Source organism: Pseudoalteromonas sp. MMG007, from assembly GCF_018100985.1.
Lineage (GTDB): Bacteria > Pseudomonadota > Gammaproteobacteria > Enterobacterales > Alteromonadaceae > Pseudoalteromonas.
In genome coordinates, this window is the sequence record NZ_JAGJEI010000015.1 from 35,826 (window position 1) to 51,320 (window position 15,495).

The 15,495-nt window shown below is 40.5% G+C and carries 14 protein-coding genes; 6 read left to right on the forward strand and 8 right to left on the reverse strand.

Going from position 1 to position 15,495, the window contains the following annotated elements; all coding sequences use genetic code 11:
• The first annotated feature begins 60 nt into the window (after window positions 1–60).
• Window positions 61–2,103 carry a glycoside hydrolase family 97 protein gene (locus J8L71_RS15500; RefSeq protein ID WP_211001317.1) on the forward strand — a complete coding sequence of 681 codons (2,043 nt, stop codon included), beginning with the start codon at window positions 61–63 and terminating at the stop codon, window positions 2,101–2,103.
• A gap of 27 nt (window positions 2,104–2,130) precedes the next feature.
• On the opposite strand, the gene envZ is transcribed toward J8L71_RS15500, so the two are convergent.
• Together envZ and ompR are read right to left on the reverse strand one after the other, a co-directional pair.
• Complete coding sequence (gene envZ / locus J8L71_RS15505; RefSeq protein ID WP_138684017.1) at window positions 2,131–3,447, reverse strand: two-component system sensor histidine kinase EnvZ; 1,317 nt, start codon at window positions 3,445–3,447, stop codon at window positions 2,131–2,133.
• A 5-nt stretch (window positions 3,448–3,452) separates the two neighbouring features.
• Window positions 3,453–4,172, reverse strand: a complete 720-nt coding sequence (gene ompR, locus J8L71_RS15510; protein WP_058547924.1) for a two-component system response regulator OmpR — start codon at window positions 4,170–4,172, stop codon at window positions 3,453–3,455.
• Window positions 4,173–4,354: 182 nt separating this feature from the next.
• Between ompR and greB the strand changes: the two genes are divergently transcribed.
• The 4 genes from greB (at window position 4,355) to J8L71_RS15530 (ending at window position 8,397) form a co-directional block, all read left to right on the forward strand.
• Window positions 4,355–4,828, forward strand: a complete 474-nt coding sequence (gene greB, locus J8L71_RS15515) for a transcription elongation factor GreB (RefSeq protein ID WP_211001318.1) — start codon at window positions 4,355–4,357, stop codon at window positions 4,826–4,828.
• Window positions 4,829–4,963: 135 nt separating this feature from the next.
• Window positions 4,964–5,275, forward strand: a complete 312-nt coding sequence (locus J8L71_RS15520) for a hypothetical protein (RefSeq protein ID WP_211001319.1) — start codon at window positions 4,964–4,966, stop codon at window positions 5,273–5,275.
• Between the two features lie 50 nt (window positions 5,276–5,325).
• The gene (locus J8L71_RS15525; RefSeq protein WP_211001320.1) at window positions 5,326–5,907 is read left to right on the forward strand and encodes a CBS domain-containing protein; all 582 of its coding nucleotides are present in this window, start codon (window positions 5,326–5,328) and stop codon (window positions 5,905–5,907) included.
• A gap of 168 nt (window positions 5,908–6,075) precedes the next feature.
• On the forward strand, window positions 6,076–8,397 hold the full coding sequence (locus J8L71_RS15530; protein ID WP_211001321.1) for a Tex family protein: 2,322 nt from the start codon (window positions 6,076–6,078) through the stop codon (window positions 8,395–8,397).
• An 88-nt stretch (window positions 8,398–8,485) separates the two neighbouring features.
• On the opposite strand, the gene J8L71_RS15535 is transcribed toward J8L71_RS15530, so the two are convergent.
• From J8L71_RS15535 to bioH, 3 genes are all read right to left on the reverse strand, one after another.
• Window positions 8,486–9,337, reverse strand: coding sequence for a putative metalloprotease CJM1_0395 family protein (locus tag J8L71_RS15535; RefSeq protein WP_211001322.1), 852 nt, complete (start codon window positions 9,335–9,337; stop codon window positions 8,486–8,488).
• 5 nt (window positions 9,338–9,342) lie between these two features.
• Entirely contained in the window at window positions 9,343–9,651 is a 309-nt protein-coding gene (locus J8L71_RS15540) for a hypothetical protein (RefSeq protein WP_211001323.1), read from the reverse strand.
• 90 nt (window positions 9,652–9,741) lie between these two features.
• Entirely contained in the window at window positions 9,742–10,479 is a 738-nt protein-coding gene (gene bioH, locus J8L71_RS15545; RefSeq protein ID WP_211001324.1) for a pimeloyl-ACP methyl ester esterase BioH, read from the reverse strand.
• A gap of 74 nt (window positions 10,480–10,553) precedes the next feature.
• On the opposite strand from bioH, the gene J8L71_RS15550 reads away from it, so the two are divergent.
• Window positions 10,554–11,231, forward strand: a complete 678-nt coding sequence (locus J8L71_RS15550) for a phosphoribosyltransferase family protein (RefSeq protein WP_211001325.1) — start codon at window positions 10,554–10,556, stop codon at window positions 11,229–11,231.
• Window positions 11,232–11,240: 9 nt separating this feature from the next.
• Here J8L71_RS15550 and J8L71_RS15555 read toward each other — a convergent pair whose 3' ends face one another.
• The 3 genes from J8L71_RS15555 to J8L71_RS15565 form a co-directional block, all read right to left on the reverse strand.
• Window positions 11,241–13,361: a TonB-dependent receptor gene (locus tag J8L71_RS15555; protein ID WP_211001326.1), complete on the reverse strand. Its 2,121-nt coding sequence runs from the start codon at window positions 13,359–13,361 to the stop codon at window positions 11,241–11,243.
• 193 nt (window positions 13,362–13,554) lie between these two features.
• Window positions 13,555–13,860, reverse strand: coding sequence for a hypothetical protein (locus tag J8L71_RS15560; protein WP_211001327.1), 306 nt, complete (start codon window positions 13,858–13,860; stop codon window positions 13,555–13,557).
• Window positions 13,861–13,972: 112 nt separating this feature from the next.
• Window positions 13,973–15,340 (reverse strand): alkaline phosphatase PhoX, encoded by a 1,368-nt coding sequence (locus J8L71_RS15565; RefSeq protein WP_211001328.1) that lies wholly within the window; start codon window positions 15,338–15,340, stop codon window positions 13,973–13,975.
• Window positions 15,341–15,495: the final 155 nt, after the last annotated feature.

Genomic DNA, 15,495 nt, shown 5'->3' on the forward strand with positions numbered 1-15,495 from the left:
TATTAATTTACAACTGTCATTATCCTTAAATGTCACCACTGACTCACCTAAGGACACACAATGAGAATACCAGCACTTGTGCTTTTAGCCTTTGCTAGCAACAGCTACGCACAAACGGTTGAGCTAAAATCGCCAGACACACAAATAACGGTCACTATTTCTGATGAAAACACCACACCAAGCTACTCTATAAAATTTAAAAATAAGCCTGTTATAAATAAATCGCTGCTTGGTTTTGAATTTAAAACTCAAGCTGCGTTTAGTGATGGCTTTAAAATTAAAGATATCAAGCAGCAAAGCGTTAACTCGCAGTGGCAACAGCCATGGGGTGAGCGCCAAACAGTCACAGATAAACATAACGAAATAGCTGTTACCTTTACAAAAAAAGAACCTAACTTAGGCACTTATACCATTCGTTTTCGCGCATTTAATAGTGGAGTCGGCTTTAGATACGAAGTACCTAAACAAGCAGGCTTTGAGCAAACGTTTATAACTAAAGAGCTCACTGAGTTTGCCATAAATGATAGTCAAAATGCTAAAGCTTGGTGGATCCCCGCTCGTGGATGGAACCGTTATGAATACGTTTACAACACTACCGCGCTTAACGAAGCCGCACTTGTGCATACACCCTTTACGTTTAAAACAAGTGATGGCACTCACGTAAGTATTCATGAAGCAGCCCTTGTTAATTACGCTGGTATGGTACTTAATCAGCGCCGGCCAGGAACATTCAATGCCGATTTAACCCCGTGGTCAGATGGTATTGCGGTTAAAAAACAAGGCGCGTTTAATACCCCGTGGCGTACCATTCAAATTGCCGACAGCGCCGTGGGTTTAGTTAATTCAGACATTATATTAAATTTAAACGAGCCTAATAAACTCGGTGATGTGTCGTGGGTAAAACCAGGAAAATACGTAGGTATTTGGTGGGGCATGCATATAAACACGCAAACATGGGGCAGCGGAAAAAAACACGGTGCAACCACACAAACCACAAAATACTATATGGATTTTGCGGCTGAGTACGGATTTGATGGTGTGCTAGTAGAAGGTTGGAATGAAGGCTGGGATGGCGATTGGTATTTTAATGGTGATGTATTTAACTTTACCAAACCATACGACGACTTTGACATAGCTGCGCTGACTCAATACGGCAAACAAAAAGGCGTACAACTCATTGGACATCACGAAACATCGGGTAATGTAAGTAATTACCGTGACCAAATGGAAGATGCTTTTGCTCTTTACGAAAAATCAAACGTAAGCCAAGTTAAAACGGGTTATGTGGCTGATGGCGGTAATATAAAACTTATAGACAAAAACGGTATTGCACGCCATGAATGGCATGATGGCCAATTTATGGTTAACGAATATTTATACAACGTAAAACTGGCTGCTAAACATAAAATTAGTATTAATACCCACGAGCCTATTAAAGATACTGGCCTGCGCCGTACCTACCCTAATTGGATTGCGCGCGAAGGTGCACGCGGGCAAGAATATAATGCATGGGGGTCGCCTCCTAACCCACCAGAGCATGTACCAATGCTTGCTTTTACACGTATGCTTTCTGGCCCAATGGATTTTACACCTGGTATTTTTGATATGAGCTTTAATGGTTTAAGGGATGATACAAACCGCCCACAAACCACGCTTGCAAAACAGCTTGCGCTTTATGTTGTGCTATATAGTCCGATTCAAATGGCTGCTGATTTGCCTAAAAATTACTTAGCTAAGCCAGACGCATTTCAATTTATACAAGATGTACCTACAGATTGGCAGCAAAGTATTGCCCTTGATGGCGAAGTGGGCGACTTTATTGTATTTGCTCGTAAAGAGCGCGAACGCGGCAAATACACAGGTAATGATTGGTACTTAGGCGCCGTAACTGACGAAAAAGCCCGTACTATTGAAGTAAAGCTCGACTTTTTAGAGCAAGGTAAAAAGTTTGAAGCGCAAATTTATCAAGACGGTAAAAACGCAGAGTGGAAAAATAATCCATATGATTTAAATATCGAAAAGCGCGTAGTCACCACAAACGATAAACTAACCTTAAAACTCGCTACCAGCGGTGGCACAGCCATTCGCTTTAAAGCACTTTAAATCATTGAGTAAGTAACTCTGCACAGTTTACTGTGCAGAGTTAAGCGCCTTAATCGGTAAATAAATTTGTGCACTTAAGCCACCTTCTGGGCGGTTTTCTAATTTCACTTTGCCGTCATGCATATCAATAATGCGTTTAATAATAGCAAGGCCTAACCCACTGCCTTCGCTGCCACGCGCTGCATCCCCTTGTTTAAAAGGTTCAAATACAGATTCAAGCTCGCTTTCAGGTATACCTGGACCCTTATCGTTAACCGCAATAACGACGTATTTTTTATTTGAATTAAAGTAACTCAGTACTTCAATATCATCCTCAGAGTAACGCAATGCATTACCTATCATATTTGTAATTACACGCTTAATAGCCACAGAACTCAATGGAATTTTGCCTATACTTGGATTGCTCTTAAATATGATTGTGCGCTGGTGTTGTAGCTCTGAATGAACAACCTCAGCAACTAAGGCGTTTATATCTTCGCAGGCGAGTTCTTCACGTTTATGGTGGCGTAAATACTCAATAAACTGATCGATAATACCGTTCATGTCTTCTATATCGTAAATAATGCCTTCACGGAGGTAATCATCTTCATCAACCATCATCTCAGTTGCAAGGCGAATACGGGTAAGTGGCGTGCGTAAATCGTGAGATACACCCGCCATTAATAAACGGCGGTCGTTTTCAAGAGCGGCTATACCGCGCGACATTTGATTAAATGCGCGAGTAACTTCAATTACTTCCGTGGAGCCTTCTTCATCAAGCTTAGAGCTAAAGTCGCCTTTGCCTACCTTTACCGCCGCTTGTTGCAATGCTTTTAACGGGCGGTTTAAGTGCCTGGCAAATAACCAGCCACCTAAAACACTTAAAAAGCCAATACTTGATAAGTAAAAAGTTAAAAACTCGAGGTTGTTTTCTTGATAGCCTGATAGCGGCACTTTGACCCAATAACCTGGCGCTTGTGGTGCTTCTACCCAGTATATTAATGGATCGGTTTGGCTAATACGCACTCGTGCAGAGCCATTTAATTGCTCAGACATACTACGTGAAAGCATTGAATATTCGCGAGTTTGACCAAGCCCTTGGCGCATTGCTTCGCGTTGAGTCATTACCTCAATTCCGGTAATTTCAAAAAACTTAGCCGACACTTCGTCGTTAATTTCGACCCCATCTTCCCAATCAATAAATACTGTTTTAATTTGCTTTGCGAGCATTAGATTAACTTGCTCTATAGTGGGTTTTACAACATAAAAACTCACCGTAACATACGACACAATTTGGTTTATTAGCAGCAAAGCGGCCACTAAAAAAACGGTTTGTCCAAATGCACTACGCGGAAAAAATCCCATATAAATTACTTTTCACCGTCAGGAACAAACACGTAGCCTAAACCCCAAACGGTTTGAATATAGCGTGGATTAGCCGCATCTACTTCAATCATGCGGCGTAGTCGTGATACTTGTACATCAATGCTGCGCTCAAGCGCACTGTAATCACGCCCACGAGCAAGATTCATTAATTTGTCGCGGCTAAGTGGCTCTCTTGGGTGCGAGACCAAAGCTTTTAACACTGCAAACTCGCCGCTGGTTAGTGATATAGTTTTATCGCCTTCGCTCATTTCGCGTGTTGCCAAATTAAGTGTAAATTTACCAAAAGCTATTAAGTTTTCTTCAGCGGCTGGCGCACCGGGAACCTCTTTTGCTCGACGGCGTAAAATAGCTTTAATACGCGCTAATAATTCGCGTGGGTTAAATGGTTTTGGAATGTAGTCATCGGCACCAAGCTCAAGACCAATAATGCGGTCTACCTCATCACCCTTTGCAGTAAGCATAACAATAGGAATTTCGTTTTCTTTTTGACGTAAGCGGCGGCAAATAGATAAGCCGTCTTCTCCTGGGAGCATTAAATCGAGAACCATTAAGTGAAAGTTTTCACGTTCAATGAGCCTATCCATTTGCTCTGAATTTGCAGCCGTCCTAACAATAAAGCCTTGCTCTACTAAATAACGCTCTAGCAGGCTGCGCAAGCGCATGTCATCATCGACAACCAATACTTTTGTAGTTTCATGTCCCATTGTGTTTCTTATTTTTATATCCAGTTAATAGTTAATATAAATGAAAAACTTAATAATCAAAAACTAATTACTTGCTTAGATTGTTACTGAACATTTCAAAGCTATATTATTAAAGTTTACGCTCGACAAATTTTGGCAATTTTAATAACGTGCACACCATTAGAGTTAATAAAGAATTCATCATGAAAACAAACTTAGTGACCCGAGAGGGGTATTTGCAGCTGCAACAAGAGCACGACCATTTATGGAACGTAAAGCGCCCTGAAGTAACCAAAATTGTAAGTTGGGCAGCAAGCTTAGGTGATCGCTCTGAAAATGCAGACTATCAATACAATAAGCGACTACTGCGTCAAATTGATCGCCGCGTGCGCTATTTACGCAAGCGTTTGCCCGATTTAAAAATTATTGATTACTCACCAGAGCAAGCCGGTAAAGTATTTTTTGGTGCTTGGGTAGAAATAGAAAATGAGCAAGGTGAAACTAAAAAGTTCAGAATTGTAGGCCCTGATGAAATTTACGATCGCAAAGATTACATATCAATCGATTCACCGATGGCTCGCGCACTTATTAAAAAGCAAGTAGATGACGATTTTGAAGTAGTTACACCTCAAGGTAAAAGGGAGTGGTACGTAAATAGTATTGAATATCAAAAATAAAGCCCAATAACAGTAGTTATCAATTAAAACTTTGATTCAGATCATATTAACTTTTTATTGTGTAATCTATTTGAGTAGGTTATAAGAGAGTTAATCAGGTTATTTGGTTAACCTGTATTTTTTAAGGTAATGGCCATGTCAAACGTAGTACAGCGCATATTAAGTAATGCCGTATTATTTACACTTTTTATGAGTGTAAGTTTGTCTCTGCATGCCAATACTACACAAGTAAACATTGATAGCGCTAAGCTAACCAACCACTTTATTGCTTGCGATGTTCCTGACCAAGCTAACCTCGACTTTGACGTTGACTCTCACGTTAATGCATTTACCTTTAGGACGCTTCAACCACTTCCTAATGTCGTAAACTCTTTTTATAAGAGCACTAATTTAAACAGACCTTTTAGCACTGCGTACCAACGTGGACCACCTAGCTATTTAATTTAATTCATTATTTTACAACTTAATTAAATTTTATAACGACTAAGGTGACTATTATGTCTAACTTTAAAGAATTACGTACCCAAAATGTATCTCACGGTGTTATTGCAAGCACATTTGCAGACGATCAACCATTAATTGATTTATCATCTCCTGCGTTAAAAATGGTAAATAACTTTACCCATAAAACGCCAATCCGTGCACAGTACGGAACAACGATAACTGAAGCACTAAAACAAGTAAGTGCACAACAATCAGACTTTGTTTTAGTCACTGATGAAAATCAAAAATTAATTGGGCTGGTTTCTAGCGCTGATCTACAAAGCTCTAAAATCACTATTATTGCCCAGCGTTTAAATACACCAAAAAGCGAAGTGAGCTTACGCGACATCATGACCCCTATTAGTAAACTTACAGGTGTAAGCATGCAAAGCTTAAGCTACGCATGTATTGGTGATGCGCTTCAAACAATGGAGCACCAAGGCACGATGTTTTTATTGGTAACAACAGCCAGCAGCGAAATTTGCGGCTTAATTTCAGCTCGCCAAATAGCTAAAACATTACACATACCAGTACATATTACGCCAATAGCCCACTCTTTCAGTGAAGTATTAGAAAACATTGAGCACCCTCACTAGGGCGCTCTTTTAACCGCAGTAATTTACTCCCAACCCAACCATCTTAAAGCAAGTAAAATAGCTTGCTTTAAGAGCTTTTTATTACTACCTCCTGTGATATTATTCAAGCAATTAACGACGCCAGTAACACGCTTCTGGTCTTATTTTATTGTATAAAAAGGTTTTTGCATGAGCGATATCTCTGCACGTTTAGCCACAGAGCTAAATGCACAGCAGCAACAGGTTGTTGCAGCAACAAAGTTACTTGATGAAGGCGCAACTGTTCCTTTTATTGCACGTTACCGTAAAGAAATCACTGGCGGGTTAGATGACACTCAACTGCGTCTTTTAGAGCAACGCTTGTCGTACTTACGAGAACTTGAAGAGCGCCGTGGTTTTATTTTATCGACGATAGAATCGCAAAATAAACTCACCGCCGAGCTAAGCGCCGATATTGCCAGCGCACAAAGTAAAACAGAGCTTGAAGATTTATACTTACCTTATAAAGCTAAGCGCCGTACTAAAGGCCAAATAGCAATTGAAGCAGGCCTAGAGCCTCTTGCCGATGCACTATTTAACGATGCAAATTTAAACCCAGAGCAACAAGCTGAACAATTTGTAAATGCCGAGAAAGGCATTGCAGATACCAAAGCAGTACTTGATGGCGCTAAGTTTATTTTAATGGAGCGCTTTGCCGAAGACGCTAAATTGCTTGCTAAATTTAGAAGTTACATAAGCCAAAACGGCGCTATAGAAAGCGCTCTTATTAAAGGGCAAGAACAAGCTGGCGCTAAATACCGAGATTACTTTGAGCATCAAGAAGCCCTTAAAAAAGTTCCTTCTCACCGTGCACTAGCTATGTTGCGCGCTCGTAACGAAGGCATTCTACAGTTAAACGTAAACCCAGAGCCTAACTCAGAAAATTCAGCGCAACTATGCGCACAAATGATTGCCGAGCATTACCGCTTAGACATTAAATATAAAGCTGCAAGCGAGTGGCTTTTAAATGTTGTGCAATGGGCATGGAAAATTAAACTCGGCTTACACCTTGAGAATGAGTTTTTAGCAGCAATGCGCGAAAAAGCAGAAACTGGCGCTATTGATGTATTTGCTAAAAACTTAAAAGACTTATTAATGGCAGCTCCAGCAGGCCCGCGAACTACTTTAGGGCTCGATCCTGGCTTACGAACTGGCTGTAAAATTGCCGTTGTAGATAGCACAGGTAAATTGCTTGCCACACAAACTATTTTCCCTCATGCGCCACAAAATCATTGGGATAAATCACTTCGCACATTAGAACAACTCTGTCGCCAACATAAAGTAGAGCTGATTGCGATCGGTAATGGCACGGCTTCTCGCGAATCAGATAAATTAGTTGCCGAACTAATTAAAGCCAATACCGAGCTTAAAATTAATAAAATTATGGTGAGCGAAGCGGGTGCATCGGTTTACTCAGCCTCTGAATTTGCTGCTAACGAATTTCCAGATTTAGATGTTTCTATACGAGGAGCTGTATCTATTGCTCGTCGCTTACAAGACCCTCTTGCTGAACTTGTTAAAATTGAGCCAAAATCAATTGGTGTAGGCCAATATCAACACGATGTGTCACAAAGTCAATTGGGGCAAACGCTAACAGCTGTAGTTGAAGACTGTGTAAACTCAGTAGGTGTAGATTTAAATATGGCCTCAGTGCCATTACTTACTCGTGTGTCTGGCTTAAACAAAACACTAGCGCAAAACATTGTTAATTACCGCGATACTAACGGCGTATTTACTAAGCGTAGTGAACTTAAAAAAGTTGAACGTTTAGGGCCAAAAGCCTTTGAACAAGCAGCCGGCTTTTTACGTATCAACAATGGAAGTGACCCTCTAGATAATTCATCTGTTCACCCTGAAGCTTACCCAATTGTTAAACGTATTTGTGAACGTAATAGCCTTGATGTAAGTAGCTTAATTGGTAACAGTGACTTTTTAAATAAACTTGCTGCTAACGACTATATTGACGAGAAATTTGGTTTACCAACGGTGACCGATATCATTAGTGAGCTTGATAAACCTGGTCGCGATCCGCGTCCTGAGTTTAAAACTGCTGAATTTAAAGCGGGCGTTGAAAAAATTAGCGACCTTAAACCAGGTATGATTTTAGAAGGTGTTGTATCTAACGTTGCCAACTTTGGTGCGTTTGTTGATGTAGGCGTTCATCAAGATGGCCTTGTACATATTTCAGCTATTACTAATAAGTTTATTTCAGACCCTCGCGAAGTAGTAAAAGCTGGCGACATTGTAAAAGTAAAAGTAGTTGAAGTAGACGCAGCTCGTAAACGTATTAGCTTTACTATGCGTTTAGATGACGACATAGACACAAGTAATAAACCCGCTGCTGCTCCTCAAAAACAACGTAACAGCAACTCACAGCAACCTCGCGCAACTAAGCCAAAGCGCGATAATGGCAATGCGATGATGGGTAATGCATTTGCAGATGCATTTGCTAACGCAAAAACTAAAAAGTAAACGCTGTTAACTTACTAAACTAAAAAAGCCGCTAATGCGGCTTTTTTATTATTTATATTGTTTTAATGCTAACTAACCTAGAACCTAATCAACCATACGCTGAAAAGCTACTTTCACTTTGTGGTGAGCTCGTCATTTGATAAAAATTAGCAATACGACCGGCTCGTGCGTCTACTTCAGGATCGCGTGATTGCTCTGTATTAGTATCGCTTTGTGATTCTGCTGTGCTGGTTTCGTTTGATGAGAGTTTAGTGCTTTGCTCACTTTCTTCAGTTTGCTCTTCTTTAGGAGCTGAAAGCTCAGCTTGGGCAGCCGCCATTTTTTGTGTTGCATCAGCAGCTATGGCTCTGTCGGCACTTGATGGCTCTGCTGGGGCAAGTGCCGCTGCACGTACCGTTTGCATTTTATCTATTGTCGCTTGCGGATCATCTGGGATTTCAGATACATCAATTTGTACCTCACCGCCAACAGCGTAATTTGTGCCATCTGGACCGCGCTGGTATTCATAACTAGGAGAGCCAGCATACTGCCCACCTACAGAGGCGTGCGCTTGCTCATGAACTCGCACTTCGGTATCGCGCGCTTTCAGTTCTTTTATTTGTTGCTGCTCTTGTTCGAGCTGTTGCTCTTCTTGCTCAGTTTCTTGTTGAGACGCTTCTTGCTCGGCCTCTTGATCAGCACTCTCTGAATTGCCTTCACGCTGATCAATTGCTTTATCGTCAGCTAGTTTACCGGTGGCATCATAAGTCGATACATCACTATTACTGCCTGGCAGCTTAGCTTTTTCAGCGTCGCTTTGAGCTTTAGTTTCAGTATTGCTTGCGCTACTTGAAGCTGGAGCAGGAATAACTTCCCGAAGTTGATTGTCACGCCGTGCAGATTCCGTATAAACATTTGCGGTGTTTATATTGATTGACGGAAAAGGCGTGACGATATTCATTATTGCTACACTTTAATATCTATTAACGTGCCTAATACGTCATCGGCCGTTTGAATAGACTGCGTATTAGCTTTGGCGTTAAACTCTTCCACTTTTAAATTCACAAGTGCTTCGTCAACACGCGCGGGCTGTGCAACGGGTGCAGTAACCGCTTCTTCTGGGCGTGCGGCTGTTAGCTGACGCTGCTGCGCTAATTGCGCATCGTCTTGCTGATCTATGCTGGCACGGTTAATCTCAGCGCTTGCCTTTTCTATACCTTGGCTTGCACGATTAAACCCTTCAACACCACTATTAAATACAGATCCTATTGGCATAATAAAACCTCCACCAACTAAACATTGTTTAATTATCGCTCAGGTTATATACAAAATAAAGCTTTAAACAACGTTAATATTTTCTCTATTTTAAAGCATTGATTTAACGGTAGATAAAAACTCATCTTTATGAGAAATAAACGGCGCATGTGAGGCTTTATCTAACACCTCGTATTCAAAGTCAGCATTTAGTGCTGCCATTTTACTAATCGCTTTGTACGGCACCAACGCATCTAACCGACCAAATATAGCTTTAATCGGCACAGAGCAATGTGCAAATAAGTCACGCAAGTCGTTATTTTGTAAAATATCTAAACCTGCACTCAATGCTTCACTTTTTGGTGCGCCGTACTGATTTAGTAATTGCTTAAGCTGCTTTATATCATCACGCGCCGACCCACTACCCATTGCTTGAATAGCTAAAAAGCGCTCTATTGTTTTTTCTCGATGGTTAACTAACTGCTCTTTAAACTGCGCCAATACATTTGCTTTTATTCCCGGCCAATTATCTGCCTCAGCAAAAAAAGGGGTTGAGGCAATTAAAATTACTTTTGATACTTTTTCTGGCCAATGCTTAGCAATATAAAGAGCAAATAAGCCACCTAACGACCACCCCATTAGAATAGAGTCTGGCTTTAGTTGCTCACTTAAAAGTGCTGCCGCATCATGTAAAGTATAGGGCGTTGGGCAAGCTGCGCTATCACCAAACCCTGGTAAATCAAGACTGCGTACATTTGCTGAATATAAAAACTCTAGCTCTGGCTTTATTAATTGCCAAACGCCTTGGTTCATTCCCCATCCGTGCAATAGCACTAACTCATTTTGCATATTTACCAAACCTTTACCAAACTTAGGCTCATCATAGCGTTTAAAAAGGCGATTGCAATGCGAAGGTTGTATCAATGAAACAGGCGGTTTTAAATTGGTTATTTCCTTCATACTGCATGCAATGCCAAAGCCCTATTACTACTAATTTAGGGTTATGTAGTTTTTGCCTTGAAGACTTACCATTATTTGATTTTACAGCGCATAAAAATTTACTGCACCGACCTGATATTGTTGACATGTTTCCTAACTGTGAATTTGATACGTTATTTGCTTGTGCATTTTATCAAGCACCTTTTGAGCTCTGGCTTAAACAGCTTAAATTTAATAACCAAATTCATTATAAAAAGGCATTACAGCAAGTCATTGAAAAACAGCTTACGCAGTTTTTTGAGCAAAGCCCTACTCTGCCAGACTTCTTTATTATTTTACCGTTGCATAAAAGTCGATTTGTTACGCGTGGTTTTAATCAAGTAAGCCAAGTGTGGCGACCTTTATTAATTAAAGTTGCACCTTTAAATAACAGCCTTATTCGCAATAAAAAAACGCAAGCGCAATCTGAACTTTCAAAAGCTAAGCGAGTTAAAAATTTAAAAAATGCCTTTATTTGTACACAGGATATGAGCGGTAAAACAATTGCTATTATTGATGATGTGATGACAACAGGCGCTACACTTAATGCTGCTACACAAGCTTTAAAACAAGCGGGCGCTAAACATGTGTGGGCATTTACCACCTGTTTAACGCCGCTTTAATTATTTCATTTAAAAACGAGCTCTTACGCCTAAACTAACTGAGCGTCCCGGTAAAGGGGCTTCGTCTTTTAAGTACGATGAATGCACACGCCCTTCTTGATCAGTTAAGTTATCGCCTTTTATATAAATGGTCATATCTACATCGCCTAAATCTAGGTAATAATTAGCTGAGGCCGATAGCATGGTATAACCCTTTGTTGAAGTTTCGTTATCCGCTATTTTGTCTTGTTTAGCATTACGAATAACTTCGACTTCGGTGTGCCAATTTCCATATTCATAATGTACTGACGAGCCAACTCTCATTGGTGGTATTCTTGGTACATTACCGCCTGAGTCTAATTTAGCGCGCGTATAATCGGTAAACACTTCTAAGCGCCAATCATCGTTTAAATGCCAATCTACCTGCGCTTCATATCCATATAAACGAGCGTCTTGCTGTGCAAACAACACGACAGGCAAACCATCAGCTTCGTCGTCAGGTTCACCTGAAACAGCCACTTGGTTTTCGTAATCGGCTGAGGAAATAAAAGCACCATCACTGATAACTAAATCTGTGAAGCTTTCAAAAACATAGTCACTAATATCGTTATTAAAAACGCTAACGTTAGCGTTCCATGTATCACCAGTATATCTATATGTAAGGTCTAAATTATTTGAAACCTCTTTATCCATACTGTCATTAGATTGAACAACACTATATTGGCCCGCGTTGTTACTAAGCTCAAATCCTCCGCCAACTTCGTAAGTACCAGAGCCAATATGAGGCCCATATGCATATATTTCTGAAGCTGAAGGTGCACGCTGTGAATATGCGTAATTAAAAGCTAATGAGTGTCTATCATTGATACTCCATACAACACCAGCAGAACCTGAAACCGCGTCATAATCTTTATCGTCAAACGAAACTGAGTTAGACGAACTAAGGGCTGTAAAAAAGTCATTGTCTACATTATGTGTTGACTGCTCAACACGAGTACCTACTTGCCACAATAGCGAGCCTACTTTTTTCTCCTCCATTAAAAATGCAGCAATGCTGTCTGTTTTGGTTGGAGGCGTAAATGCTTCTTCGCCAATCGCTTCAAAATCGCTATGGTTATAATGTAAGCCCGCAATCCCTTTCCAACCATAAACAGGTGCATGCTCAGCCCACAACCTTGACTCTATACTTTCGTTTTTAAAAGTTGTGCCAATTTCGGCCCCTTCAATTTCAGAGTGCTCGTAATCGGTATAAGCATTTTGCCAATGCACTGCTTGTATAAAGCCATCTAAATTATTCCAATCCACTACGCCTTGATAGCGATCTTGGTTGAGCTTTATAAATACGCCCTCTTCACCCGGTAAGCCATAGTCAGAGTCCATATGCCCATACGAAAAAGCAACGCGCATATCGTCAGTTATCCAGCCTGCGCCTAGGTTATAGCCACTTGCGTCAATATCTGAGTTTGCAAGTGTAGTACTTCCACCGTCTTCATCAATATCTGCTGGTACAGGGATTTTGTAATCATCGGTTTTACGGGTATACCCATCAATATGAAAAGCAAAATCGCCGGAACCTGCGTTTAAATCTGTTGAAAGGGTTTTAGCATCTGCAACATTATCGTACTGCGCAAATACTTCACCACTTACGCCTTCTTGCCTTTGCGCGGGCAGGCGGTTATCAACCACATTTACTACTCCGCCAATAGCACCACTGCCGTATAAAAGCGTAGCTGGACCTCTTAAAACCTCAATTTGGGTGGCTGTAGATGTTTCGGTTGAAACCTGATGATCTGGCCCTACACGCGATGCATCTGATGCGCCTAAACCATTTTGAACCACTTTAATTCTTGGGCCATCTAAGCCTCTAATAATAGGGCTACTTGCCACAGGTCCGTAATAAGAGCTGTGTACCCCGGGTACACTTTTTAATGTATCGCCTAACGTTGCAGCTTGATTTTGATCTAACTCTTCGCCACTTAAAATTGTTACAGGGGTGCTTGACTCAAGCACCGTACGCTTTATTGGCGACGCTGTAATTAAGACTCTTTCAATGTCTGTTTCGTCTTTTTGAAGGTTTTTTTCATCGGCATACGCCGAGCTACTCATTGCTGCTAATAAAGCGATTACTAAAGGTGAATAGTTACTTTTCATTTTGTTATCTCTAAAGTACACAATAAAACACACTCGTTATTATTAAGAGTGCTAAGGATGTTTTAACTGATGAACTTAACCAGATCTCTGAATCATAAATTTATTTCGCGCGCTGAAAATCTCTCGCTAGCAAAATAATTTAAATATCAACACAACTTTAATTGGTTAGAAAGCCACTTAATTAGAGATCTGGTTAATTTAAGATAACAATTGGAGGGTCTCTGTTTCCTGCAATAGCCACAAATTCACTGTAAAAGTGCTGGCTACTAAATTGTATTGCAGAAAAATAATCTGTGCTTAGCGCAAACAGGCTTACTTTGGCAGGTATAGAATGTTCTAAATCAAGGGAGCTTAAGCACAGCTCACATTCTTGCTCAGTTTTTAAGGCATGTGCAGTATCGTGCCATACAGAAAAAACACTGAACAACAAAAAAAACACCGCACTGTAGTTTAATAATGCTTTGTGGTTTCTAAGTGAATGTAAAACAGATGCTTGCATAATAGATATACTATAACGTTACCATAAGGTGTGTCGATAGAATAATTGATTATTTATACGCATAATAAACCTGTTAAGTATTATAAATATAAGCACTTAATAGGTTACATGGCTATGCTTTAAAGCGAGCCCAAGGGCCAGTAATGGCGAGCGTTTTAGTTGGCGAGTATACATTTACAAATAAAGTAGCCCCGTCCGGTGAAAAACAAGCGCCGGCAAGTTCTGTTTGCTCAGCTAAGCGCGCAAACGTATAAACTTCTCCGGAAGGTGTAACACCCCGTAAATGGTTATCTACTACATCTGTATATTGGTCTTCACAAACAATAAGATGACCATTAGGTGCAACAGTTAAATTATCACCAAAGTTAAATAACGACTCGTCTTCGCTTTCTACAAATAATTCTATTTTACCTGGTGAAGAGCTTTCATTATCAGCGCCTTCAAATTCCGATGGCTGATATTTCATTACTTGGCCTAGCTGCTTTTTACCGCCGTTAGTGCAACAAAAATAAAGCTCGTTATTGCCCCAGTGTATACCTTCTCCACGGGCAAACAGTGCCGCCCCTTGTTTATGACCTCTTATTCTTAAATCATCTTTTGGGCTCTGTGGATCATCTAAGTCAATCCACTCAACTTCCATTTGTGTGTGTTTAAGCATTGCAGTTTCACTCCAATTTCGGGTATCAAATTGAGCGTGTTTTTTAATAACCATAGCCTGCAACTGGCCACCTTTATTAAGTTTGCCATATTCATTAGGAATAAAACGATAAAATAAACTATCCCCCCTATCCTCAGTAAGATAAACAATGCCTGTACGTGGATCGATTGCAGCGGCTTCATGATTAAATCGGCCCATTGCAACAAGTGGTTCTGGTTTTACCAAACCTTTTGCCGTAGCAGGTACTTCAAATATATAACCGTGAGATTTGCCTAATCCATCGGCCTGACTAGCGACTGTTTCTTCGCAAGTAAGCCAACTCCCCCATGGCGTAATACCACCAGAGCAATTGCGTATTGTTCCACATAAGGATAAATATTCTTGCTCTTTTTTGTGCTCTTTCATATTGTAAATTATATGGCTTGTGCCGCCAGGTAACGCCACGCCATCTTCAAATTCATCATACGCTAACGGTGTTTTATGCGACTGAATACTAGTGGCTGCGTGCTTAATATTTTTAGGGGAAAGTTCGTGGTTACGAACTAACGCGACAGTGTCTTCGTCAAGTGCTATACAGCCCATGCCGTCGGCTTTATCCGGCACATCTAAGCCATCATCCATAGTATCGCCCAATTGAGAAATAACCTTGTAGCTAAAACCAGCAGGTAAATCGAGTAGTTTTTTTGTATCAGGAATTAAACCACCGTATGCATATACGCTATCTGCTAAGTTAGCTAAAGTAACTTTACCAAATGCGCTTTTAGAAAGGCCGATAAATGCAAGCGTACCTGCACTCAAAAGAAACTGTCTTCTGGAAACCATAATTAAACCTATAGCGATAATGCTTTTAAAAGAGGGTAGATAGTAAATTAAAATGACGAACTAAAATGCGTCTGCATTGTAAATTCATAGAAATGTCATATTTAAAACTAACCACAAATGTATAAAACTCTGTGGCTTAAAACAGGCCTTAGCAG

What these genes read in the sequence shown, in the direction of transcription:
- J8L71_RS15500 (WP_211001317.1), top strand. Translation starts at nt 61, where the DNA reads ATGAGAATACCAGCACTTGTGCTTTTAGCCTTTGCTAGCAACAGCTAC.
- envZ (WP_138684017.1), bottom strand. Translation starts at nt 3,447, where the DNA reads ATGGGATTTTTTCCGCGTAGTGCATTTGGACAAACCGTTTTTTTAGTG.
- ompR (WP_058547924.1), bottom strand. Translation starts at nt 4,172, where the DNA reads ATGGGACATGAAACTACAAAAGTATTGGTTGTCGATGATGACATGCGC.
- greB (WP_211001318.1), top strand. Translation starts at nt 4,355, where the DNA reads ATGAAAACAAACTTAGTGACCCGAGAGGGGTATTTGCAGCTGCAACAA.
- J8L71_RS15520 (WP_211001319.1), top strand. Translation starts at nt 4,964, where the DNA reads ATGTCAAACGTAGTACAGCGCATATTAAGTAATGCCGTATTATTTACA.
- J8L71_RS15525 (WP_211001320.1), top strand. Translation starts at nt 5,326, where the DNA reads ATGTCTAACTTTAAAGAATTACGTACCCAAAATGTATCTCACGGTGTT.
- J8L71_RS15530 (WP_211001321.1), top strand. Translation starts at nt 6,076, where the DNA reads ATGAGCGATATCTCTGCACGTTTAGCCACAGAGCTAAATGCACAGCAG.
- J8L71_RS15535 (WP_211001322.1), bottom strand. Translation starts at nt 9,337, where the DNA reads ATGAATATCGTCACGCCTTTTCCGTCAATCAATATAAACACCGCAAAT.
- J8L71_RS15540 (WP_211001323.1), bottom strand. Translation starts at nt 9,651, where the DNA reads ATGCCAATAGGATCTGTATTTAATAGTGGTGTTGAAGGGTTTAATCGT.
- bioH (WP_211001324.1), bottom strand. Translation starts at nt 10,479, where the DNA reads ATGCAAAATGAGTTAGTGCTATTGCACGGATGGGGAATGAACCAAGGC.
- J8L71_RS15550 (WP_211001325.1), top strand. Translation starts at nt 10,554, where the DNA reads ATGAAACAGGCGGTTTTAAATTGGTTATTTCCTTCATACTGCATGCAA.
- J8L71_RS15555 (WP_211001326.1), bottom strand. Translation starts at nt 13,361, where the DNA reads ATGAAAAGTAACTATTCACCTTTAGTAATCGCTTTATTAGCAGCAATG.
- J8L71_RS15560 (WP_211001327.1), bottom strand. Translation starts at nt 13,860, where the DNA reads ATGCAAGCATCTGTTTTACATTCACTTAGAAACCACAAAGCATTATTA.
- J8L71_RS15565 (WP_211001328.1), bottom strand. Translation starts at nt 15,340, where the DNA reads ATGGTTTCCAGAAGACAGTTTCTTTTGAGTGCAGGTACGCTTGCATTT.